The 22,711-nt window shown below is 24.2% G+C and carries 39 protein-coding genes and 2 tRNA genes; 6 read left to right on the forward strand and 35 right to left on the reverse strand.

Features of this window, described 5'->3' with window-relative positions:
- Positions 1-88: 88 nt before the first annotated feature.
- The 4 genes from GJT87_RS01245 to aroE all read right to left on the reverse strand — a co-directional run bounded on the left by GJT87_RS01245 (position 89) and on the right by aroE (position 3,354).
- Positions 89-859 carry an ABC transporter permease gene (locus tag GJT87_RS01245; RefSeq protein WP_168895609.1) on the reverse strand — a complete coding sequence of 257 codons (771 nt, stop codon included), beginning with the start codon at positions 857-859 and terminating at the stop codon, positions 89-91.
- Between the two features lie 23 nt (positions 860-882).
- Entirely contained in the window at positions 883-1,794 is a 912-nt protein-coding gene (locus GJT87_RS01250) for an ABC transporter ATP-binding protein (protein WP_168895610.1), read from the reverse strand.
- Between the two features lie 95 nt (positions 1,795-1,889).
- Positions 1,890-2,513, reverse strand: coding sequence for a Fe-Mn family superoxide dismutase (locus tag GJT87_RS01255; protein WP_168895611.1), 624 nt, complete (start codon positions 2,511-2,513; stop codon positions 1,890-1,892).
- Between the two features lie 4 nt (positions 2,514-2,517).
- Positions 2,518-3,354 (reverse strand): shikimate dehydrogenase, encoded by an 837-nt coding sequence (gene aroE, locus GJT87_RS01260; protein WP_168895612.1) that lies wholly within the window; start codon positions 3,352-3,354, stop codon positions 2,518-2,520.
- Between the two features lie 412 nt (positions 3,355-3,766).
- Between aroE and def the strand changes: the two genes are divergently transcribed.
- Together def and fmt are read left to right on the forward strand one after the other, a co-directional pair.
- On the forward strand, positions 3,767-4,264 hold the full coding sequence (def, locus tag GJT87_RS01265; protein ID WP_168895613.1) for a peptide deformylase: 498 nt from the start codon (positions 3,767-3,769) through the stop codon (positions 4,262-4,264).
- A 1-nt stretch (position 4,265) separates the two neighbouring features.
- A complete protein-coding gene (fmt, locus tag GJT87_RS01270; protein WP_168895614.1) occupies positions 4,266-5,225 on the forward strand; it encodes a methionyl-tRNA formyltransferase in 960 nt (319 codons plus the stop codon).
- Positions 5,226-5,261: 36 nt separating this feature from the next.
- Here fmt and rplQ read toward each other — a convergent pair whose 3' ends face one another.
- From rplQ to rpsJ, 28 genes are all read right to left on the reverse strand, one after another.
- On the reverse strand, positions 5,262-5,624 hold the full coding sequence (gene rplQ / locus GJT87_RS01275) for a 50S ribosomal protein L17 (protein WP_168895789.1): 363 nt from the start codon (positions 5,622-5,624) through the stop codon (positions 5,262-5,264).
- Between the two features lie 86 nt (positions 5,625-5,710).
- Positions 5,711-6,721, reverse strand: a complete 1,011-nt coding sequence (locus tag GJT87_RS01280) for a DNA-directed RNA polymerase subunit alpha (RefSeq protein ID WP_168895615.1) — start codon at positions 6,719-6,721, stop codon at positions 5,711-5,713.
- Between the two features lie 33 nt (positions 6,722-6,754).
- Positions 6,755-7,375: a 30S ribosomal protein S4 gene (gene rpsD, locus GJT87_RS01285; RefSeq protein WP_168895616.1), complete on the reverse strand. Its 621-nt coding sequence runs from the start codon at positions 7,373-7,375 to the stop codon at positions 6,755-6,757.
- A gap of 29 nt (positions 7,376-7,404) precedes the next feature.
- On the reverse strand, positions 7,405-7,800 hold the full coding sequence (gene rpsK / locus GJT87_RS01290; protein WP_168895617.1) for a 30S ribosomal protein S11: 396 nt from the start codon (positions 7,798-7,800) through the stop codon (positions 7,405-7,407).
- 22 nt (positions 7,801-7,822) lie between these two features.
- Positions 7,823-8,179, reverse strand: a complete 357-nt coding sequence (gene rpsM, locus GJT87_RS01295; RefSeq protein ID WP_168895618.1) for a 30S ribosomal protein S13 — start codon at positions 8,177-8,179, stop codon at positions 7,823-7,825.
- A gap of 62 nt (positions 8,180-8,241) precedes the next feature.
- Positions 8,242-8,358 carry a 50S ribosomal protein L36 gene (gene rpmJ, locus GJT87_RS01300; protein WP_168895790.1) on the reverse strand — a complete coding sequence of 39 codons (117 nt, stop codon included), beginning with the start codon at positions 8,356-8,358 and terminating at the stop codon, positions 8,242-8,244.
- 29 nt (positions 8,359-8,387) lie between these two features.
- On the reverse strand, positions 8,388-9,716 hold the full coding sequence (gene secY, locus GJT87_RS01305; RefSeq protein ID WP_168895619.1) for a preprotein translocase subunit SecY: 1,329 nt from the start codon (positions 9,714-9,716) through the stop codon (positions 8,388-8,390).
- Positions 9,717-9,724: 8 nt separating this feature from the next.
- A complete protein-coding gene (gene rplO / locus GJT87_RS01310) occupies positions 9,725-10,159 on the reverse strand; it encodes a 50S ribosomal protein L15 (RefSeq protein ID WP_168895620.1) in 435 nt (144 codons plus the stop codon).
- Position 10,160: 1 nt separating this feature from the next.
- Positions 10,161-10,340 carry a 50S ribosomal protein L30 gene (rpmD, locus tag GJT87_RS01315; RefSeq protein ID WP_168895621.1) on the reverse strand — a complete coding sequence of 60 codons (180 nt, stop codon included), beginning with the start codon at positions 10,338-10,340 and terminating at the stop codon, positions 10,161-10,163.
- The gene (gene rpsE / locus GJT87_RS01320) at positions 10,309-10,854 is read right to left on the reverse strand and encodes a 30S ribosomal protein S5 (protein ID WP_168895622.1); all 546 of its coding nucleotides are present in this window, start codon (positions 10,852-10,854) and stop codon (positions 10,309-10,311) included. Before rpsE ends, rpmD begins: the two co-directional genes overlap by 32 nt.
- A gap of 30 nt (positions 10,855-10,884) precedes the next feature.
- The gene (rplR, locus tag GJT87_RS01325; RefSeq protein WP_168895791.1) at positions 10,885-11,235 is read right to left on the reverse strand and encodes a 50S ribosomal protein L18; all 351 of its coding nucleotides are present in this window, start codon (positions 11,233-11,235) and stop codon (positions 10,885-10,887) included.
- A gap of 22 nt (positions 11,236-11,257) precedes the next feature.
- Positions 11,258-11,791, reverse strand: coding sequence for a 50S ribosomal protein L6 (gene rplF / locus GJT87_RS01330; protein ID WP_168895623.1), 534 nt, complete (start codon positions 11,789-11,791; stop codon positions 11,258-11,260).
- A gap of 28 nt (positions 11,792-11,819) precedes the next feature.
- Positions 11,820-12,212, reverse strand: coding sequence for a 30S ribosomal protein S8 (gene rpsH / locus GJT87_RS01335; RefSeq protein WP_168895624.1), 393 nt, complete (start codon positions 12,210-12,212; stop codon positions 11,820-11,822).
- 33 nt (positions 12,213-12,245) lie between these two features.
- The gene (gene rpsN, locus GJT87_RS01340) at positions 12,246-12,551 is read right to left on the reverse strand and encodes a 30S ribosomal protein S14 (RefSeq protein ID WP_168895625.1); all 306 of its coding nucleotides are present in this window, start codon (positions 12,549-12,551) and stop codon (positions 12,246-12,248) included.
- On the reverse strand, positions 12,544-13,098 hold the full coding sequence (gene rplE / locus GJT87_RS01345; protein WP_168895626.1) for a 50S ribosomal protein L5: 555 nt from the start codon (positions 13,096-13,098) through the stop codon (positions 12,544-12,546). Before rplE ends, rpsN begins: the two co-directional genes overlap by 8 nt.
- Before the next feature lie 12 nt (positions 13,099-13,110).
- Positions 13,111-13,431: a 50S ribosomal protein L24 gene (gene rplX, locus GJT87_RS01350; RefSeq protein WP_168895627.1), complete on the reverse strand. Its 321-nt coding sequence runs from the start codon at positions 13,429-13,431 to the stop codon at positions 13,111-13,113.
- Between the two features lie 17 nt (positions 13,432-13,448).
- Complete coding sequence (gene rplN, locus GJT87_RS01355; protein WP_168895628.1) at positions 13,449-13,820, reverse strand: 50S ribosomal protein L14; 372 nt, start codon at positions 13,818-13,820, stop codon at positions 13,449-13,451.
- Between the two features lie 77 nt (positions 13,821-13,897).
- A complete protein-coding gene (gene rpsQ, locus GJT87_RS01360; protein ID WP_168895629.1) occupies positions 13,898-14,152 on the reverse strand; it encodes a 30S ribosomal protein S17 in 255 nt (84 codons plus the stop codon).
- A 10-nt stretch (positions 14,153-14,162) separates the two neighbouring features.
- Positions 14,163-14,357 (reverse strand): 50S ribosomal protein L29, encoded by a 195-nt coding sequence (rpmC, locus tag GJT87_RS01365; RefSeq protein ID WP_168895630.1) that lies wholly within the window; start codon positions 14,355-14,357, stop codon positions 14,163-14,165.
- A 13-nt stretch (positions 14,358-14,370) separates the two neighbouring features.
- A complete protein-coding gene (rplP, locus tag GJT87_RS01370) occupies positions 14,371-14,772 on the reverse strand; it encodes a 50S ribosomal protein L16 (protein WP_168895631.1) in 402 nt (133 codons plus the stop codon).
- Between the two features lie 16 nt (positions 14,773-14,788).
- A complete protein-coding gene (gene rpsC / locus GJT87_RS01375) occupies positions 14,789-15,493 on the reverse strand; it encodes a 30S ribosomal protein S3 (RefSeq protein ID WP_168895632.1) in 705 nt (234 codons plus the stop codon).
- 12 nt (positions 15,494-15,505) lie between these two features.
- Positions 15,506-15,844: a 50S ribosomal protein L22 gene (rplV, locus tag GJT87_RS01380; protein WP_168895633.1), complete on the reverse strand. Its 339-nt coding sequence runs from the start codon at positions 15,842-15,844 to the stop codon at positions 15,506-15,508.
- Positions 15,845-15,875: 31 nt separating this feature from the next.
- On the reverse strand, positions 15,876-16,160 hold the full coding sequence (gene rpsS / locus GJT87_RS01385; RefSeq protein WP_168895634.1) for a 30S ribosomal protein S19: 285 nt from the start codon (positions 16,158-16,160) through the stop codon (positions 15,876-15,878).
- A gap of 37 nt (positions 16,161-16,197) precedes the next feature.
- Positions 16,198-17,019 (reverse strand): 50S ribosomal protein L2, encoded by an 822-nt coding sequence (gene rplB, locus GJT87_RS01390; protein ID WP_168895635.1) that lies wholly within the window; start codon positions 17,017-17,019, stop codon positions 16,198-16,200.
- 17 nt (positions 17,020-17,036) lie between these two features.
- Positions 17,037-17,336 carry a 50S ribosomal protein L23 gene (locus GJT87_RS01395; protein WP_168895636.1) on the reverse strand — a complete coding sequence of 100 codons (300 nt, stop codon included), beginning with the start codon at positions 17,334-17,336 and terminating at the stop codon, positions 17,037-17,039.
- Entirely contained in the window at positions 17,333-17,941 is a 609-nt protein-coding gene (gene rplD / locus GJT87_RS01400) for a 50S ribosomal protein L4 (protein WP_168895637.1), read from the reverse strand. The genes GJT87_RS01395 and rplD overlap by 4 nt, the downstream gene beginning before the upstream one ends.
- A gap of 31 nt (positions 17,942-17,972) precedes the next feature.
- Complete coding sequence (gene rplC, locus GJT87_RS01405; RefSeq protein WP_168895638.1) at positions 17,973-18,611, reverse strand: 50S ribosomal protein L3; 639 nt, start codon at positions 18,609-18,611, stop codon at positions 17,973-17,975.
- Between the two features lie 51 nt (positions 18,612-18,662).
- Positions 18,663-18,974 (reverse strand): 30S ribosomal protein S10, encoded by a 312-nt coding sequence (gene rpsJ / locus GJT87_RS01410; protein ID WP_168895639.1) that lies wholly within the window; start codon positions 18,972-18,974, stop codon positions 18,663-18,665.
- A 299-nt stretch (positions 18,975-19,273) separates the two neighbouring features.
- On the opposite strand from rpsJ, the gene ruvX reads away from it, so the two are divergent.
- The 3 genes from ruvX to hemW all read left to right on the forward strand — a co-directional run bounded on the left by ruvX (position 19,274) and on the right by hemW (position 21,516).
- Positions 19,274-19,687: a Holliday junction resolvase RuvX gene (gene ruvX / locus GJT87_RS01415; RefSeq protein WP_168895640.1), complete on the forward strand. Its 414-nt coding sequence runs from the start codon at positions 19,274-19,276 to the stop codon at positions 19,685-19,687.
- A gap of 113 nt (positions 19,688-19,800) precedes the next feature.
- Positions 19,801-20,361: a YggT family protein gene (locus GJT87_RS01420; RefSeq protein WP_168895641.1), complete on the forward strand. Its 561-nt coding sequence runs from the start codon at positions 19,801-19,803 to the stop codon at positions 20,359-20,361.
- A gap of 12 nt (positions 20,362-20,373) precedes the next feature.
- Positions 20,374-21,516, forward strand: a complete 1,143-nt coding sequence (gene hemW / locus GJT87_RS01425) for a radical SAM family heme chaperone HemW (protein WP_168895642.1) — start codon at positions 20,374-20,376, stop codon at positions 21,514-21,516.
- Here hemW and trmB read toward each other — a convergent pair.
- Positions 21,509-22,207 carry a tRNA (guanosine(46)-N7)-methyltransferase TrmB gene (gene trmB, locus GJT87_RS01430; protein ID WP_168895643.1) on the reverse strand — a complete coding sequence of 233 codons (699 nt, stop codon included), beginning with the start codon at positions 22,205-22,207 and terminating at the stop codon, positions 21,509-21,511. The two genes, hemW and trmB, sit on opposite strands and share 8 nt — an antisense overlap.
- An 83-nt stretch (positions 22,208-22,290) precedes the next feature.
- On the opposite strand from trmB, the gene GJT87_RS01435 reads away from it, so the two are divergent.
- Positions 22,291-22,521 carry an oxidative damage protection protein gene (locus tag GJT87_RS01435; RefSeq protein WP_168895644.1) on the forward strand — a complete coding sequence of 77 codons (231 nt, stop codon included), beginning with the start codon at positions 22,291-22,293 and terminating at the stop codon, positions 22,519-22,521.
- Positions 22,522-22,540: 19 nt separating this feature from the next.
- Here the strand turns inward: GJT87_RS01435 and GJT87_RS01440 are convergent.
- A tRNA-Ala gene (locus GJT87_RS01440) sits at positions 22,541-22,613 on the reverse strand.
- A gap of 12 nt (positions 22,614-22,625) precedes the next feature.
- Positions 22,626-22,699: transfer RNA gene (locus tag GJT87_RS01445), tRNA-Ile, on the reverse strand.
- Positions 22,700-22,711: the final 12 nt, after the last annotated feature.

The following is a 22,711-nucleotide window of genomic DNA, read 5'->3' on the forward strand; positions in this document are numbered from 1 at the left end:
TCAATATACTATTAAATAAATAAAGGTAAGCTCTAAAAAAAATATTTATACATAACATGATCTGTAACATAATCAGTAAAAATATTTTTTATATTTTCAAATTTTTTCTTTTATTTATTAATTTATAACACATAAGATATATTAATATAATAAAATGTATTAACATACTCATTGTGATCCATATAGATTTCACATTAATACCTAAAAAACTATATCTAAATCCAGAAACAATATAAAAAATTGGATTTATACTTGATACTTTTTGCCAGAATACAGGCAAAATATTATTAGAATAAAATACTCCACCTAAGTAAGTTAAAGGCGTTAAAATAAATGTTGGTATAAAATTAATATCATCAAAATTTTTAGCTAATATTGCATTTAATAAACCTAATAAAGCAAATAACATCGCTGTTAATAAAAGAATTATAATAAATAAAATCCATGAATATATTTTTAATGTAATAAAAAACATAGAAATACACATTAAAATGATACAAATAGTTATACTACGGATAATGCCGCCTCCAATATATCCTAAAATAATGATATGGGTAGATACTGGTGCTATAAGTAATTCTTCTATATTATGTTGAAATTTTGCACTAAAAAATGAAGCAGAAACATTAGCATATGCATTATTAATAACACTCATAATAATTAATCCTGGTACAATAAACTGGATATAACTAAAACTACTAAATGATTTTATATGTTTACTCATTAAATTACCAAATACTATAAAATATAATGATATTGTAATAATAGGTGGTACCAGTGTTTGTATCCAGATACGACGAAAACGATTAATTTCTTTAATCCATATTGTTTTTAGTGCTACTAAATTAGTATATATCATATTTAATCCTTTGATAAAATGAATTATTGAGTCGAATTTATGAAAAATGTTTCTAGCCTACTATATTTATTTTGAATACTAATTATATTAATATTTTGTTTTATAAATTGTTGAAATACATTATTTAACCCTTGTTCTTTTATCACTATAATTTCTACTGAAGAAGTATTAATAAATTTATGTTTATAACCAATAATGTTAGGTTGTTGTAATGTATTACTATTATAAGAAATAATAAATATTTCAAATTTTAATTTTTGAAACAAATTTTTAATTGAACAATTTTCTATTAAAATACCATGATTAATAATGCCTATATTACGACATAATAATTCTGCTTCTTCTAAATAATGTGTAGTTAAAATAATAGTTATACCGTATTCATTAATTTGCTTAAAAAAATCCCACAAATAATGTCTTAATTCAATATCAATGCCTGCAGTAGGTTCATCTAAAATTAACAAAGAAGGATTATGTATTAGCGCTCTAATAATCATTAAACAACGTTTCATACCACCAGATAACTTTTGTGCTCTTGTATTTCTTTTTTCCCATAAATTTAACATTTTTAAATATTTACATATTTTAGTATATGCCGTTTTTTTAGTAACACCATAGTATCCTGCTTGATTAATTAAAATTTGCATAACAGTTTCAAAAGGATTAAAATTAAATTCTTGTGGTACTAAACCAATTTTTTTTTTAGCTTGAAACATATCATTAATAATATCATAACCAAAAATTTGTACTGTACCGGAAGTTTTATCTATTAAAGAACTTATAATGCCTATTAACGTTGTTTTACCAGCACCATTTGGACCTAATAAAGCATAAAAATCACCTTTTATAATACTTAGATTAAATGTTTTTAAAGCTTGATATTGATTTAAATAAATTTTATTTAAATTTTTAATTTCAAGTGCATACTCATGCATGATGTTTTCTCTATAAAATAAAAATTCTGAAATATATTATTTGAACTTATAATGATATACTTTATCAATTTCATAATAAAGTATATCATATTATGTTATGAATTTTTTTTGAGGAAAAGTTCTGTTACTTTATCCCAATTAATTACATGCCAAAAAGATTGAATATACAAATTACGATTATTTTGATATTTTAAATAATATGCATGTTCCCATAGATCTAATGCTAATATAGGTTCACCTAAAATGTTATTTTCGATATGCATCCAAGGATTATTTTGATTCATAGTAGTTGTAATTTGTAATGTATTATTTTGTTTAATTAACCATATCCATCCTGAACCAAATACGTTTAATGCTTGTTGTTCGAATGTTTTTTGGAAAAAAATAACACTACCAAAATTATTTACTAATGTTTTAGTTATAATATCATTCATTTTAGTGTTCTTTTTTAAAATTTTCCAAAAAAAACTATGATTAGCATGCCCACCAGCATTATTATATAATAATGTTTGTTGTCGTGTGCTTAAATGATAAGTATGTATTGAAGATAATAATTTTTTAATTGTAACATGTGTTATATTATTATTTTGTACTAATATATTCGTATTATTAATATAATTCTGATGATGTTTAGTATGGTGTATTTTCATAGTTTTATAATCAAAAAACGGTTCTAAAGCATCATAATTATAATTTAAAATAGGTAATTTGTAAGTCATAATTTTATCCATTATTAATATATATTTGTTTGAATGTTTTTATGATATCTGTTGTTAACGGCATAACACCATGCCATAAATAGAAAGAATGTGCTGCTTGTTCTATTAACATGCCGATACCATCAGATATATTTTTTGCACCATTAATATTACACCATTGTAAAAATGTTGTTAATTTAGTACTATAAAAAAGATCATAACAGAAAATATCAGAATGAATAATATTCTTAGGTAAATGAAAAAGTTTATTTTTCATACTAGTAGATGTTGCATTAATAATTAAATCATATTTTTTATTATTCAAATATATATTTGGTAAATCTTCTTGTTTTATACAAGATAATTGTTTCCTATTATGAAAATTTTTCACAAGATTACAAGCATTTAGATAATTTCTATTGACTATTGTAATAAAATGATTATTTTGTAATAATAATTCTAAAATACCTTTTACAGCTCCTCCAGCGCCTAATATAAGAATATTACTGTTAGGATGTAAAAACCGTTGATTAATTAAGTCAGTATATAAACCAATGCCATCAGTATTATCACCTAAAATTTTTGATGATATCATTTTTAATGTATTAACTACACCACATTTTTGTGCTCTTTTTGTTAGAATATCACATATGTGATAAGCATGTTGTTTAAATGGTACTGTAATATTGGCACCATAACCACCATTTTTAAAAAAATGAAAAATAATATCATTAAAATTGTTTAGAGGTACATAAATTTTTTGATAATTTTGTTTAATATTTAATTGTTGTGCAAATAATTTATGTATTATAGGTGATTTGCTATGATGAACTGGATTACCAAAAACAGCTAATTGTTTCATATATTTTAACCTTAATATACAAAATATTTAATATTTTTTAACAATATTTAAATAATTTTTCTAATTCTGTATAACATACTTATTAATATGATAAATATATAAGTATTATTTAGAAATACATACAATTACATTTTATTATCAAACTTATACTTATAATAACAAATTTTATATACTAAATATATTCATGTACAAATATTTATTTGCAACAACATTGAAATTAGCAAATCATGACATATTTTTTATAAATTATATTATAAAAATATGATAAACCAACAAAATTCAATAATATTCTATACAGAATTGTATAAATTTCATTTAGTTATAAAATAGTTAACAATAATATATTATATAAATAATATAAACGATGTATAATAAAATATACTTAATATATATAATATAAATGATCATATAAATGAAGTTATTATATTTCCCTGATAATAAATTAAGACTAATAGCACAATGCATACAGGATATTAATCTTGATACTAAACATTTAAGTATTAAAATGTTAGATCTTATGTATGCATCTGGTGGTATAGGATTAGCAGCTACTCAAATTGGTATACATAAACGTATTATAGTAGTAGATATAACATCATCACAAAATAATCCATTAGTTTGTATTAATCCGAGTATTATATCACATAGTAATGAACAAATGAATAGTTTAGAAGGTTGTTTATCAATACCACAAGAAAGACATAATATTTTAAGATATAAAACGATACAAATAAAATTCACAACATTAACACATCAAACTATTATTATGAAAGCACAACACATATTATCATCATGTATGCAACATGAAATAGATCATTTAAATGGTATTTTATTTATTGATTATTTATCCAATTTAAAATATAAACGTATTTATGATAAAATATATAAAAAACGCATAAAAAAAATATAAAATGAATATTATCTTTATGGGGACTTCATTATTCGCATCTATGCACTTACAAAAATTATTAATGAAATATAATATTTCTTGTGTTATTACTAAACCTAATGTTTGTGCCAAAAAAGGATATCGTATAACTCAGAACCCAGTAATAACAATAGCACTAGAAAATAGCATTGATGTTTTACAAACTTTAGAACCAAATAATTTAATATTTATTAAAAGTATAAAAAAATACAGGTGTGATGTTATTATTGTTGTGGATTATGGTATAATTATTTCTCAAGACATACTTGATATACCACGTATATTTTGTTTGAATGTGCATGCATCCTTGTTACCACGCTGGCGAGGCGCGGCACCAATACAAAGAGCATTATTAGCTAACGATCATTATACAGGTATTACTATTATTAAAATGGATTCGTTATTAGATCATGGTGATATTATGTATCAATATGTCTATCGTATTCATGATGATGATAATTGTGGTTTATTATATAATAAATTATCTACTTATGGTATTAATGGATTGATATATATTTTAAATAAAATTAAAAATAGAGAAAAAATATCTTCGATAATACAACAAAATGCCTATATTAAGATTACTTATGCTGCTAAAATAAAAAAAATAGAATGTAAGATTAATTGGTCGTGGTCAGCACAGAAAATAAATTGCATGATCCGTGCTTTTAATCCTTCTCCAGGAGCYTATTTTCTAGCTTATAATGAAAGATATAAAATATTAACATCAGAAGTTATTTTATATACTAATAAAATAATGCATCCTTATGGATGTATTTTATCTATTAATAAATATGGAATGCAAATTAATACATCCGATGGCGTTCTAAATGTTAAAATGATACAACCAAGTAATAAAAGAAAAATGGATATGATTACTTTTGCAAATTTTATTAAAAATAAACATATTTTTAATATAGGCAGTATATTAAATAACCTATAAAAATATTTTGTTATATAAAAAAATATATATTTTATTTTATTTTTTTCTATCCATAAGTTCTATATAAGCGAGAGGTGCATGATCTCCAGTTCTAAAACCACATTTAATGATGCGTGTATATCCTCCCATTCTATTATGAAATCTTACTGCTAATACAGCAAATAATTTTATAAGATTAACTTTATTATTAATTTTAGTTCGGATAAATCTTTTATTAGCAATAGTATTTTTTTTTGCTCTAGTAATTAAAGGTTCAATTACACGTCTTAATTCTTTTGCTTTAACTAAGGTTGTTTTAATAATTTCTTTATCAATTAAAGCATTCACTAAATTAATAAATAATGATCTACGTTGACTACTATTCATATTGAAATAACGCCCTGCTTTTCTATGACGCATAAAAACAAAACCTCCACTTTCATCATTAATATAATCATATATACTGCTACCAATATTATTGGATATCATATCATTTATAATACATTTTATTTTTTATCTGCATTATTTTTAGATGGCCAATTTTTTAATCTCATTCCTAATGTTAATCCTTTAGTTGCTAATATATCTTTTATTTCTGTCAAAGATTTTTTACCAAGATTAGGTGTTTTTAATAATTCTACTTCTGTCCGTTGTACTAGATCCCCAATTAGTTGTATTGCTTCCGCTTTTAAACAATTTGCGGATCTCACAGTTAATTCTAAATCATCTACTGAATGTAATAAAATAGGATCAAAAGCTGGTTTGTCTTCTTTCTTTTCTTCTTGTTTAATATCACTTAAATTAACGAATGTTTGCAATTGTTCAGAAAGAATAGTTGCTGCGTTTCTAATAGCTTCTTCAGGATCTATAGTTCCATTAGTTTCTATTTCTATAATTAGTTTATCTAAATCAGTTCTTTGTTGTACCCGTGCAGATTCAATATAATAAATAACACGTTCTATTGGACTATAAGATGCATCTACCAATAAGACTCCTATAGGTCTACTAGATTTACTACTATATTCTTTATTTTGCATTCTAGTTTGTGCAGATATATATCCTCTACCTAATTCTATTTTTAGTTTCATTTTAATTGTAGTATTTTTATCTGTTATATTACAAATAACATTATCAGGATTAACAATTTCTACATCATTATTATGTATAATATCAGCATTTTTTACTACACTGATACCACATTTCTCAATATGTAATATCATTTCTTTTTTTTGATTATGTGTTTTAATAGCTAAATTTTTTAAATTTAATAATATTTCAATAATATCTTCTTGTATACCTTCTTTAGCACTAAATTCATGTAATATACCTTCAATTTCGACTTCTGTAACTGCATATCCAGGCATAGAAGATAATAATACTCTTCTTAATGCATTACCTAATGTATGTCCAAAACCACGTTCTAAAGGTGACAATGTTACTCGTACTATCGTAGTAGTAATATATTTAATATCTACTAAACGTGGTTTTAAAAATTTTGTAATAGAATTATATTGCATATATGTATTCTCTATATATAATATTATTAAAAATTATTTTGAATATAATTCAACAATTAAATGTTCATTAATATCTGATGATAATTCTGATCTTTTTGGTAATCTTATAAATATGCCTTCCATTTTTTTTTTATCAGTTGTGATCCAAACACAACTTTCTATTTGTTGAGCTAATTCTAAAGCTGCATTAATACGTAATTGTTTTTTAGATTTTTCAACAACAGTGATTTTATCTGCAGGAGAAACTTGATAAGAAGGAATATTAACAACATGATGATTAATTTGTATACATTTATGATTAATTAATTGTCGTGCCTCAGCTCTTGTTGCACTAAAACCTATCCTATATACAATATTATCTAGTCTTCGTTCTAATAAACATAACAAATTATAACCAGTATTACCTTTTGAACGTAAAGATTTTATATAATAATTACGAAATTGTTTTTCTAATACGCCATATATTCTACGTAATTTTTGTTTTTCACGTAATTGTATGCCATAATCTGATAATCTTGGTCTTTTAAAACCATGTTGTCCAGGACTTTGTTCTAATTTACATTTTGTATTAATATCACGTACATTAGATTTTAAAAATAAATCCGTTCCTTCACGTCTACTTAATTTTAATTTTGGCCCTAAATATTTTGCCATATTAATTCCCCTTATTTAAATAAATATATTTATACTCTTCTTTTTTTGGGAGGACGACAACCATTATGTGGTATTGGTGTTACATCTGTTATATTAGTAATATGAAAGCCTGCATTATTTAATGCGCGTATAGTAGATTCTCTGCCTGGTCCAGGTCCTTTAATCATAACTTCTAAATTTTTAATACCATAATTCCTAATATTTTCTATACATTTTTCTGTTGCTACTTGTGCGGCAAATGGTGTAGATTTACGAGAACCTCTAAAACCAGAGCCTCCAGCTGTGGCATATCCTAATATATTGCCTTGTCTATCTGTAATACTAATAATAGTATTATTAAAAGAAGCATGTATATGTGCGATACCATCTATAATATTTTTTCTCGTATTTTTTTTATTTTGTTTTTCTGTTTTTATTTTAACCATATTGTTTCTCGCATATAATATATTATTTTTTCAGATATTTACTATTTTTTTTACTAGTATGAGCATTAGTTTTAGTACGTTGTCCTCTTACAGGTAGACCTTTACGATGTCTTAAACCTCTATAACATCCTAAATCTACTAATCTTTTAATATTTAAACTTGTTTGGCGTCTTAGATCTCCTTCTATAACAAATTTAGATATTTCTAACCTTAATAATTCTATTTGCTTTTCTGTTAATTGGTTTATTTTGGTTTTTAAAGAAATATTAATATTTTTACAAATTTGTAATGAATGAGATTTACCTATACCATAAATATATTTAATGGCAATAATAGTTCTTTTATTATCTGGTATATTAGTTCCTGCTATTCTAACCATTTTGATATGCCTTTATATAAATTAAAATAAAAAAATTTTATAATCTAAATATATTTTTATTATTATCCTTGTCTTTGTTTATGTTTAGGATCTGCATTACAAATAACATAAACAACTCTATTTCTACGAATGATTTTACAATTTCGACATAATTTTTTAACTGAAGTACGTACTTTCATCATATAATCCTATTTCAATAATATAAATATTATTTTTTAAAATTAATTTTTTTCATAATAGAGTCATATTGTTTAGATATCATAATGGTTTGTACTTGAATAATTAATTCTATCATTACTACCACTATTATTAACAATGAAGTACCGCCAAAATACAGTGTAATATGGGTTAAATTACGTATAATAGTAGGTACTAAACATATAAAACTAATATATAAACTACCAGAAAAATTTAATCTAGACATAATTGCAAAAATATATTTTGATGTTTGTATTCCTGGTCTAATTCCTGGTATATATGCTCCAGTTTTTTTTAAATTATCTGCAATTTCTTTAGGATGAAAAATAATTAAAGTATAAAAAAAACAAAAAAACAACACTGTACATATATATAACAAAACATAGAATGGTTTACCTGGTTGTAAAGATATAGCAATTTTATAAAAACAATATAAATATGGGAAATGTCCTAACCAAAAAAAAATAGTAGAAGCAAATAAAAGAATACTTGCTGCAAAAATAGCAGGCATTACCCCAGCCATATTAATTTTTAGTGGTAAATACGTAATATTAGACATACTATGTATATATTTATTGTAATGTTGTTTTGCATAATGTACAAGAATTCTTCTTTGGCCTTGTTCGATAAAAACAATAATATATATTAATAATAATATTATTATACACATAAATAATATTAAATAAAAATTTAAGTTACCATGTTTAATGTGTGCTAACATAATTTTTATATGTAATGGTATACTAGAAATAATACCCATAACAATCATAATAGAAATACCATTACCAATACCACGATGAGTTATTTGGTTGCCTAGCCATGTTAAAAACATTGTACCGGTGACTAATGTTAATACAGATACACATATAAATCTGATACCAGGGTGCAATACTAAATTTTCCATGCCTGGTACGTGGGGCAAACCAGTAGATATACCTATTGCTTGTATAATAGCTAATAATAATGTTGTATATTTTATATATTTATTAATTTTTTTTCTGCCTATAGCTCCATCTTTTTTTATTTTTATTAATTTAGGGTGTATAGATGTTAGTATTTGTAAAATAATAGAAGCRGAAATATATGGCATAACACCTAATACAAAAATAGATGATCTACTTAATGCACCACCAGAAAATATATTAAATAAATTTAGTATAGTATTGTTTTGCTGAAAAAAAATATGATTTAATATATCAATATTAATCCCTGGTATAGGAATAAAAGATCCTATACGAAAAATTATTAATGCTCCTAATAAAAATAATAATCTTTCTTTTAATTCATGAAAATTCTGTTTAGTATTTTGTAGTATCGATTGTTTAAATGGCTTAATCATGTATTCAATTATTCCTTAATTTTACTACCTAACTTTATGAGTATATTTTTAACACTATTCGTACAAGAAAGATTTAAAATATTTTTACTATTATTAAGTATGCCAGTATTTATAATTTTAACATGTTTTATTTTTTTATTAATTATCTTAAAATGTCGTAGGACTTGTAAAGTAACATCTTGAGTATCTATTTTTGATAAATCATTTAGATTAATTTCTTTATGGTATTGCTTGCGTTTTGATGTAAAACCAAATTTAGGTAATCTTCTATGTAAAGGAGTTTGCCCCCCTTCAAAAGATCTATTAATTTTATAACCTGCTCGTGCTTTTTGTCCTTTATGTCCTTTACCACATGTTTTACCTGTTCCAGAACCAATACCCCGTCCTAATCTTTTTTTATGTTTTTTAGCGTCTGGATTAATATAAAAAGTATTTATATGCATCTTAATTACTCACTTTTAACATATAAGAAATTTTACGTATCATACCTAAAATAATGGGTGTATTTTTTTTTGTAACGGTATGTCCAATATATTTTAAACCTAAACTAACTAAAATGCGTTTATGTTTAGGTAATCTGCCTATAGCACTTTTAGTTTGTGTAATATAAATATTTTTTAACATTATTAATATTTCTCTCTATTTCTTTAATAGTTTTATTTCTTTTTGCAGCAATCATATTAATGTTTTTCATTGTAGATAAACATTTCATAGTAGCTTTAATAACATTAATGGGATTAGTAGAACCATAAGTTTTAGCAAGAATATTATAAATACCTGCTACTTCTAATAATGATCTCATTGCTCCACCTGCAATAATTCCAGTGCCTTCTGATGCTGGTTGCATAAATACGTATGTTCCAGTATGATGCCCTTTCATAGGATATTGTATAGTTTGTTGTTTTAAACAAACATTAATCATGTTCTTTTTAGCATATTCCATAGCTTTTTGTATAGCATTAGGAACTTCACGTGCTTTGCCATATCCAAAACCTACGCGACCTTTACCATTACCTATCACAGTTAAAGCAGTAAAAGAAAAAATTCTACCTCCCTTAACTGTTTTAGATACTCTATTAACATGAATTAACTTTTCTTTATATTCAAAATTATTATCTTTAGAATAATAATGTATCATCCATAACTCCTTTTTAATTATAAATTAAATTTAAAATTGTAAACCTGCACTACGTGCAGCTTCCGCTAAAGCTTTTACGCGTCCATGATATTTAAAACCAGAACGATCAAATGATATTTTAATAATACCTTTTTGTATGGCTCTCTTTGCTATTTGTTGTCCTATTAAACCTGCAGCTTGAATATTGCCCGTATAAGATAATGTAATTTTATTCTTTTTTTCTACTGTAGAAGAAGTTACTAATACTATATTTTGTGTATCAAAAATTTGCGCATAGATATGACGTGAAGTACGATGTATAACTAAACGTACATTTTTATTATTTACTAATGTTTTTCTTAATTTTTTTGCTCGTTTCATACGAGCAATATTTTTTTTAATAATCATATATATTATATTTATCCTATTTTTTTTTAGTTTCTTTTATTTTTAATTTTTCATTATCATAACGTATTCCTTTACCTTTATACGGTTCTGGTGGTTTATATGCTCTAATATCCGATGCTACTTGTCCTAAAAGTTGTTTATCAAAACTATGTAATATAATCTCATTTTGATTAATACATGTTCCAACTACACTATTAGGTAATTTATACAAAATTGGATGTGAAAAACCTAATAATAAATGTATAATATTATCTTTTAATGTCGCTTTATATCCTATGCCAGATAATATTAATTTTTTTACAAAACCTTTTGTTACTCCAATCATCATAGAATTTACAATAGATCTTGCAGTACCCGCATGTGCCCATGCATCTACATATTCATGTTTAGGAAGAAATAATATTGTTTTATTTTTTAAAATAATATTGACAGATACATGAAATGTTTTTTTTAAAAAACCTTTATTACCTATTATTGTTACTGTTTGTTTATGAATAGTTACTTCTATATTATTATTAATGATAATAGGTCTTTTAGCTATACGAGACATCTTTATATATTTTCCCTTATAATAATGATTAAGTAACGTAACAAATAATTTCGCCGCCAATACCATATTTACGAGCTGTATAATCTGTAATGACACCTTTTGATGTAGAAATAATAGTTATACCTAAACCAGTCATTACTTTAGGTAATTTATTCTTTTTTTTATATATTCTTAATCCTGGTTTRCTAACATAATGAATAGTTTCAATAACTCCTTGGCCATTAAAATATTTTAAAATAATACCAAGCTGTATATGTTTTTGTTTAATGATAAAAAAATTTTTAATATAACCTTCATTTTGTAAAACTTGTGCAATAGCTTGTTTATATTTTGAATATTGCATAATTACTTCAGATTTTTTAGATAATTGACCATTGCGAATACGTGTTAACATATCAGCAATCGGATCTTGTATACTCATGTTAATATAACCTCTAATTTATAAAATTTATATTTACCAGCTAGATTTTTTCAATCCTGGGATATCGCCCCTCATTGCAGCTTCTCGTAATTTCATTCTACTTAATCCAAATTTTCTTAAATAAGCATGTGGTCTGCCTGTTAATTGACATCTATTTCTTTGACGGGATACACTAGAATCTCTTGGTAATGATTGCAAACTAAAAATAGCATCCCAACGTTTTTTATCTGTCGTATTTAAATTAGAAATAATTTTTTTTAATTTTTTTCTTTTTAAAAAAAATTTATTGCCTAATTTAACACGTTTTTTTTCACGAGCTTTAATAGATTCTTTAGCCATAATTTTTCATATCCTTAAATGGGAAATTAAACGCAGATAATAATGTATATCCTTCTTTATTAGTTTGACAATTAGTATTAATTGCAATATTTAAACCACATATATGATCTATTTTATCAAAATTAATTTCTGGGAAAATAATATGTTCTTTTATTCCTATATTATAATTACCAAAACCATCAAAAGATCTAGGAGAAAATCCACGAAAATCTCTAATACGTGGTATTGCTATCCATAGTAAACGTTCAAAAAAATGCCACATGTTTATTTTTCTTAATGTTACTTTACACCCAATATAATCTCCTTTACGAATTTTAAAACCAGCAATTGATTTTCTTGATTGTGTTTTAATTGCTTTTTGACCACTGATAATCGTTAAATTTTGTATTGCATTTTCTAATAATTTTTTATTACTAACTACTTTACCTATACCTATATTAAGCACTATTTTTTTAATACATGGTACTTGCATAATAGAATGATATTTAAAATGAGACATTAATTTTGGTATTATTTTTTTTTTATATTTATGATATATTCGTGACATACATAATCTTTCCTATTTATCATGAATATTGACATGATTAGATTTTAAAAAACGTATTTTTTTATCTTTATGTATCTTAAAACCGATACGATCAGATTTACCTGTTTGGTTATTAAGTATGGCAATGTTAGAAATATGTATATAAGCTTCTTGTTGAATAATACCACCAGGATAAGAAATTCTTGGATTTGGTTTATGATGTTTTTTAACAAAATTGACACCTTCCACAAGAACATATTGTGTATTTTTAAAAGACTTAATATGTCCTGTTTTCCCTTTATCTTTACCTGTTATAACAATAACCATGTCATTAATATGTAATTTATTAGCCATAAATATTTCTCTAAAATTTAAATAACTTCTGGTGCTAAAGAAATTATTTTCATAAATTTATCTGTTCTTAGTTCTCTAGTAATAGGTCCAAATACTCGTGTACCAATTAGTTGTTCATTACTGTCATTTAGTAATACACAAGAATTATGATCGAAACGAATATAAGAACCATCAAAACGACTAATACCTTTTTTAGTACGTACAATAACAGCTTTTAAAACATCTCCTTTTTTTACTTTTCCTCTAGGAATAGCTTCCTTAATAGTTATTTTAATAATATCGCCGATATTAGCATAACGACGCTTAGAACCTCCTAAAATTTTTATACACATTACACTACGTGCGCCAGAATTATCAGCTACATTTAGTATGGTATTTGTTTGTATCATAATATATAATTTCCTATGTGATATTCATATATCAAAAGTAATGTTATAGTGGTTTTGATTAAGGATCATACAAATATTTATGTTGTTAGAGTATGCATAATATTGACTAATATCCATGATTTAGTTTTAGATAATGGTCGACATTCTTTTATAGATACAATATCACCAATATTACAAGAATTGGCTTCATCATGAACATGTAATTTTGTTGTACGATTAATAAATTTACCATAAATAGGATGTTTAATTAATTTATTAATTTTGACAACAATAGTCTTATTCATTTTATTACTCACTACTGTACCTTTTAAAGTTCGGATATTTTTTATCATATATTAAACCTTATTTAATATTTTTTTGTAATAAAATTGTTTTAATACGAGCAATATTTCTTCTTACTTTTTTTAATAAATGTGTTTGTTTTAATTGTCCTGATTGTAATTGTATTTTTAAATTAAATTGTTCTTTAAATAAAGCTAATAATTCTTTTTGTAATTCTGGTATATTATTATGTTCTAATATTTTTTTTATATTCATATTTTGATAAACACTAATTTTTGTTTAAAAATACTGTTTTTACTGGTAACTTAGCCGTACCTAAACGAAATGCATCGCGTGCAATCTCTTCAGTAACACCATCGATTTCGTATAATATTCTTCCAGGTTGTATTAAAGATACCCAATATTCTACATTACCTTTACCCTTACCCATACGAACTTCTAATGGTTTTTTAGTAATGGGTTTATCTGGAAAAATTCGTATCCAAATTTTCCCTTGACGTTTAACAGCTCTGCTAATCGCTCTCCTGGCTGATTCTATTTGTTTAGAAGTTATACGCCCTCTACTAATAGCTTTTAATGCATATAAACCAAATGCAATATTCATGGTAATAGTACCACGATTACGTCCTTTTTGTATTTTTCTAAATTTTGTACGTTTTGGTTGTAACATAATATAAAAACCTCAATTATTTCCGTATTTTACGATAAAATTTATAAGAATTATTTTTTAATTTAGGCACTATATTTTTATCATGCACAACTTTATTCAAAATTTCTCCTTTAAAAATCCATACTTTAACACCTATAATACCAAAMGTTGTGTGAGCTTCCGAAAAACTATAATCTATATCAGCTCTTAACGTGTGCAGTGGTACTCTTCCTTCCCTGTGCCATTCAGTACGTGCAATTTCTACTCCTCCTAAACGTCCACTAATTTCTATTTTAATACCTTGCGCACCTAATCTCATAGTATTTTGTATTGCTCTTTTCATAGCTCTTCTAAACATAATTCTTTTTTCTAATTGTACTGCTATAATATCAGCTACTAATTTAGCTTCTAGTTCTGGTTTTCTGATTTCTGTAATATTAATTTGTGTTGGCACTTTAGTAATTTTTAAAATTGCTTTTCTAAGTTTTTCTACATCTTCGCCTTTTTTACCAATAACAATACCAGGACGAGCAGTATAAATAGTAACTTTAATACTTTTAGACGGTCTTTCAATTAAAATACGTGTAATTGAAGCTTTGATTAATTTTTTATATAAAAACTGTCGTACTTTATAATCATTATATAAATAATTTGMAAAATTTTTTGTACTTGCAAACCAAGTTGAATTCCATGTTTTAATAATACCTAATCGAAGACCATTAGGATGTGTTTTTTGTCCCATAAATATGTTTCCCTATTTTATATTATTAGATAAAATAATAGTAATATGACTAGTATGTTTTAATATACGATCTGAACGTCCTTTAGCTCTTGGCATGATGCGTTTCATATTAGTACCTATATCTATAAAAATTTTAGATATTATTAAATGATCAATATTAATACCATAATTATGTTCAGCATTAGATATTGCAGAATTTAATACTTTTTTTATTAAAAAAGATGCTTTTTTTTGAGAAAAATTGAGAATATCTAACGCATTAGATATATGCATGCCACGAATAATATTAGCAATTAATCTTAATTTCTGTGCGGAAGAACGTGCATATTTATGTTTTGCAATAATTTCCATTTATCCTCTTTATATATAAACAATAATTATTTTATTTTAAAACTTTTTTAATTTTTTTATCTGCAATATGACTACGATATGTTCTAGTAGGTGCAAATTCACCCAATTTATGTCCTACCATTTCGTCAGTAATAAATATTGGTAAATGTTGTCTACCATTATGTACAGAAATAGTTAAACCAATCATATTAGGTAATATTGTAGAACGTCTTGACCAAGTACGTATTGTTTTTTTAGTACTTGTATTAATATTATGTTCAATTTTTTTTAATAAATGTCGATCAATAAATGGACCTTTTTTTAAAGAACGCGGCATATAAATTAACCTTTTCAAATTACATGATTAAATGAATTTATTTATGACGATGTTTGATGATATATTTTTCTGTTTTTTTATTTTTTCGTGTTTTTTTACCTTTTGTTTGTTTCCCCCATGGTGTTACTGGATGCTTACCAAAATTTTTACCTTCACCACCACCATGTGGATGATCAATTGGATTCATTGCAGTTCCTCTAACTGTTGGCCTAATACCAACCCAACGTTTAGCTCCTGCCTTACCAAATGATCTTAACATATGTTTATTATTACTAACTTCACCTATAGTACCTCTACAGGATGATTGAATTTTTCTAATTTCTCCTGAACGTAATCTTATACTTACATAAGAATCTTCCCGTGCTATTAGTTGTACATAAGAACCAGCAGAACGTGCAATTTGTCCGCCTTTACCAGGTTTTATTTCGATATTATGCAATATAGTACCAATAGGAATATTTTTGATCGGTAATGCATTACCATATCTAATATCTACATTATCTCCAGATTGTATAATATCACCAGTTTTGCAATTTTTTGGTAATAAAATATAACGTCTTTCGCCATCTGCATATATAATTAAAGCAATATGAGACGTACGATTAGGATCATATTCAATGCGTTCTATTGTACCAATAATATTGTCTTTATTACGTTTAAAATCTATAATTCTATAAACTTGTTTATGTCCACCGCCAATATGTCGTGTTGTAATACGTCCATTATTATTACGTCCGCCAGTTTTACTTTTTTTTTCTGTTTTTAATTTATATGGCGCGCCTTTATATAAAAATGAACTTTTTATCTTTACCATATGACGACGTCCAGGAGACGTAGGTTTATATTTTTTAATTATCATATTATAAACTGTCCATGCTAATGAATATTAATATTAAAATCGATATTATAATTTTTTTGTAAAGTTATATATGCTTTTTTCCAGGTAGGATAAAAATAATTATTTTTTTTATTTTTTTTAAATTTTCCTTTAATAATAAGAGTATTAATATTTTTAACTTTTACATTAAAAATTTTTTCAATAGATATTTGTATATCTTTTTTAGAAGCTTTTTTTAAAATTTTTATTATTACGATATTATTTTTTTTTGTATTTAAAGATGTTTTTTCAGATATATGTGGCGCTTGTAAAATTGTAAAATAATTATGTATCATCATGATTGTAGTCGTTCTTCTAAATGTTTAATTGCATTTATAGTAATTAGAGTATATTGTTTTGTAATTAAATTAACTGGGTTAATATTAATGGAATTTGTAACTTGTACATAATATAGATTTCGTGATGCTAAAAATAAATTTTTATCTATTAAGGTAGTAATAATCAACACTTGTTGTATATCTAATGCCTTTAATTTAGTAATTAAAACTTTAGTTTTGGGTTGTGTAATTAAAAAATCTTGTAATAAAACTAATCTATTAGTTCTATATAATTCTGAAAAAATTATTTTTAAGGCATTACGATACATTTTTTTATTTATTTTCGGTTTATAAATTTTATTTTTTGTAGCAAAAGTTACACCACCAGAACGCCAAAGTGGACTTTTTACAGTACCTGCTCTAGCTTTACCAGTACCTTTTTGTTTCCATGGTTTTTTGCCAGATCCTTTAACTTCTCCTCTACTTTTTTGTGCTTTTGTTCCCTGACGTCCTATATTTTGATAATATTTAATGACTTGATGTATTAAAGATGAATTATAAGTTTTATTAAAAATATTATCAGAAATAATTATTTTTTCTTTAGTATCTCTTGTTATTATTTCCATGATATATCCTGCAAAATATTATATTTGATAATTATATAGGATAATGTTTGATTGCAGGTTTAACTAGAACATTAGTTCCTGTAAAACCTGGTGTAGAACCTTTTATTAAAATAATATTTTTTTTAATATCTAATTTAATCACTTTTAAATTTTGGACAGTAACTTTTTTATTACCTAATTGTCCAGACATTTTTTTGCCTTTAAAAACTTTACCTGGAGTTTGATTTTGTCCAATTGATCCAGGCACTCTATGTGATAGAGAATTACCATGACTAGCATCTTGCATACTAAAATTCCATCTTTTAACAGTACCAGAAAAGCCTTTACCTTTAGATAAACTTGTGATATCAACTTTATAAATTTTTTGAAAAACTGCAATACTAATCTTTTGGCCTATATGATAAGATTGTATATTATTTAAATGTGTTTCCCATAAAATACATCCAATATTAGTTTTTGCTTTAGCAAAATGTCCAGTTTCAGCTTTATTTACACGATTATTTTTTTTGATACCTGTTGACATCTGAATAGCATTATATCCATCATTAGTTATAGTCTTAATTTGTATGACATAAATATTATCAAATTGTATAACTGTTATTGGAATAGATAAACCATCTTCAGTAAAAATTCGTGTCATCCCTTTTTTTTTACCGATTAAACTTATCATATTATATGACCACCATTTTTTTAAAAATATATTTTGTTATATGGGTAATAATTAACCCAAACTAATTTGCACATCAACACCAGCAGCTAAATCTAAACGCATCAATGCATCTACAGTTTTCTCTGTAGGTTCTACAATATCTACTAAACGTTTATGTGTTCTAATTTCATATTGATCCCTAGCATCTTTATTAACATGTGGTGAAATTAAAATTGTGAATTTTTCCTTTTTTGTTGGCAAAGGGATAGGACCACGTACTTGAGCTCCTGTACGTTTAGCAGTTTCTACAATTTCTGCTGTAGATTGATCTATTAAACGATGATCAAACGCTTTTAAACGAATACGGATTCTTTGGTTCTGCATTAGACCAGAGTCTCCTATTGTAAAATTAAAATAACCTCTATAAATTTAAATATTTAGAGAGGACCTATATTACTATTTTTTATTAATAAATTAACGACAATTTTATCATTATGACTGATAAAACACAAATAAAGCAATATATAAATATATTGAATATCATTCATTTGATAAAATTATATTAATAAATATTCTAGAATGCATTTTAACTATAAAATAGTTAATCTTTTATTTGTTAAATGTAAAAAGATATTTTAACATATAATTTATTATAAAAAACATATCTCATATAAAAATATATTATGACTATAATAGCATTTGATTACGGTACCAAAAATATAGGTGTTGCTGTAGGGCAAACAATAATAAAAATTGCTCATGCTTTAAAAGTAATTAAAAATAAAAAACAAGATGGACAAATTAATTGGTTATTATTAGGTCAGTTAATAAATACCTGGAAACCTAAAAAAATGATTGTTGGTTTACCGTTAAATATGGATGGTAGCACACAATATATTACAACATTAACTAAAAAATTTGCATATAATTTAAATAATAAATTTAATATTCATGTAGAATTATATGATGAACGATTAAGTACTGTAGAAGCTAAAAATATGATATTTTCTGATGGTGGATGGAAAAAATTATATAAATATGATATTGATGCTATATCAGCTTCTATTATTTTACAAAGCTGGTTTAATGCCAGATAATGTTTTTTTTATTAAAGTAAATTTTAATATTAAAATAAATAAATAAATATTTCCCAAATAATAATTATTATTATATATAATAATTTTTATTATAAAATATGAGGTTTATAAATATGTCAGTTGTAATATTTTTATTTCGTAATATAATGGATATTTTAATCTTAATGTTAATATTAAGAATATGGATTTTTTATACGATACAAAATACATATAATACTTTTGCGACATTTATTAACATGATATCTAAACCAATAGTACAACCTATTAAAACTTTTTTTCCTAATATTAAAAATATAGAGTTATCGTCAATAATAATTTTAGTTGTATTGATTAATATCAAATATCCCCTTTTAATGTTATTAAATGCCAAAAACATACCATTTCATAATTTTATTACATTAATTTTTATCGGTTTRCTTGTATTGTGTAAAGCATTAGGATATTTAATTTTTTGGTTAATCACTATACGTTCTGTATTTAGTTGGTTTAATAGGAGTTCTAATGATTTTGATTATATATTAATTGTTTTAACAGATCAAATAATACAACCAATACAAAAAATTATATCACCTATTGGTAATATAGATATTACTCCATTCATTATTAGTTTAATGTTATATTGTATGAATTTTGTAGCTATGGATCTTTTCCCGCAATTATGGTTTATAATATAAAATTTATATATTATGTACATTAATAAATACATTAATTGTAGTTTGTACATACATATACCTTGGTGTATTAAAAAATGTTGGTATTGTGATTTTTTTTCCATAAATATTACTAATAAACATACAGATGAAACAATGCAGAAAAAATATATAGATCATATAATTTTAGATCTAAAAAATACTTTGTTTGTTTTAAAACAGTATATATATGTTACAAGTATTTTTTTCGGTGGTGGTACGCCAAATTTAATAAAAACAGAATTTATACAATATTTATTATATGAAATAAAAAAATTAGTATATATTCCACTAAATATAGAAATATCTATGGAAATTAATCCAACATATAAACATCATGATAATATTATAAAATATAGCAAACAAATTAATCGTATTTCTATTGGTGCACAAAGCTTTAATGAAAAATATTTACATATCTTAGGAAGAATGCATACTGTTTCAGATATTTATAATACTATAAATATTTTAACTGCAAAACATATAAATAATATTAATATAGATTTAATGTATGGTTTGCCAGGACAAACTTTAGAAGAAATGTCAAATGATTTATATCAGGCATTATCTTTAAGACCAAATCATATTTCGTGGTATCAACTAAGTGTGAAAAATAGTCAATATAAACATTATCAGTTACCACATGAAGAATTATTATGGAAAATGTTTATATTAGGTCATAAAATTTTTCATAAATATAAATATATACATTATGAAATTTCCTCATTTTCTAAAAGTAAAAAAGATAAATGTCAACATAATCTAAATTATTGGTATAATAAAGATTATTTAGGCTTAGGTTGTTCTGCACATAGTAAAATTACGGATATAAATTTTCAAACTATACATATCATTAAAAATAAAAATTTCCAAAAATATATGTTAGGTAATTATATTACTCATATAGATTATTTTTCTAAAAAAGATAAGTTATTTAATTTTTTTTTAAATAGAGCACGTTTGTTTAAAAAAATTAAAAAAAAAGAACTGATAATAAATACTAGATTAACTATGTCTTTTATACTACCATTTATTACACAAGCTATATTATATGGATATTTAAAACAAAATAATAAATATTTTATAATAACAAAAAAAGGATATTTATTTTTAAATGATTTTCTAGAAATTTTTATTTAATTAAAATATATTTTTTATATTCTAAAAAATATATTTTACAATTATTTGTTTTGGCTTTTTCCCAAAATTTTGTTATAAAAAAAAAATTTTGTTTATGTATTTTATATATATGTTTATATTCTTTAGATGGATTTATCACATAATTATAATAATGAATATTTTGTATGCATGATTTTATTTTTAAATAATATGTATACGAATCTGTTACTATATATAACAGCCCATTATTTTGAATTTTATTAAAAATAATATTAAGATAATATTGATTAATTAATCTACGTTTATTATGTTTTTTTTTATTCCAAGGATCAGGGAAATATATTTGTATTATACCAATAGATTCATTAGCTAACATATATTTTAAAACATAAAAAGCATCATAATATATAAATTTAATATTATTAATATGATGATAAACAACTTGTTTTAAACATTGTATAATACCTAATAAATAAACTTCGATGCCAACAAAATTATATTGCTGATTATATTGACATAAATTAATTAGTAATTCACCTGAACCAAAACCAATATCTAAAATTATTGGTTTATTATTATGAAATATATATGATAAATTTATTTTTTTTCTTATATATTTAATATGAAAATTATAAAAATATTTTTGATAAAATGTTTTTATATGATGACTTATTTTGCGAGATCGGTTAACAAAACTTTTAATATAATGCATAATCTTTTTTATTAATATAAATAAAAACACCATTTATATAGTATATTAATATTTATTAATATAAATAAAGAGAATATTATATAATGAGAAAAATTTTTTGTCACCATTATAACATGTTATTAATTGGATTAGAACATGTTGTATATCCCGGAAAATTAGGAGAACAAATATTCCATCACATATCACAAAAAGCATGGGGAAAATGGTTAATTCAACAAACCAAACTAATTAACGAACATAATTTAAATATGAATAATATTAAACATATTAAATTATTAGAACAAGAAATGATATCTTTTTTATTTAAAAAATAACACTATAAAAAAAATTTTGTGGAGCTAAGCGGATTTGAACCGCTGACCCTCTGTGTGCAAAACAGATGCTCTACCAACTGAGCTATAGCCCCCATAAATTGTAATAGGCTTGAGCGGATTTGAACCACCGACCTCACCCTTATCAGGGGTGTGCTCTAACCATCTGAGCTACAAGCCTAATACACATTAT

The organism is Enterobacteriaceae endosymbiont of Macroplea mutica (assembly GCF_012571345.1).
GTDB lineage: Bacteria > Pseudomonadota > Gammaproteobacteria > Enterobacterales > Enterobacteriaceae.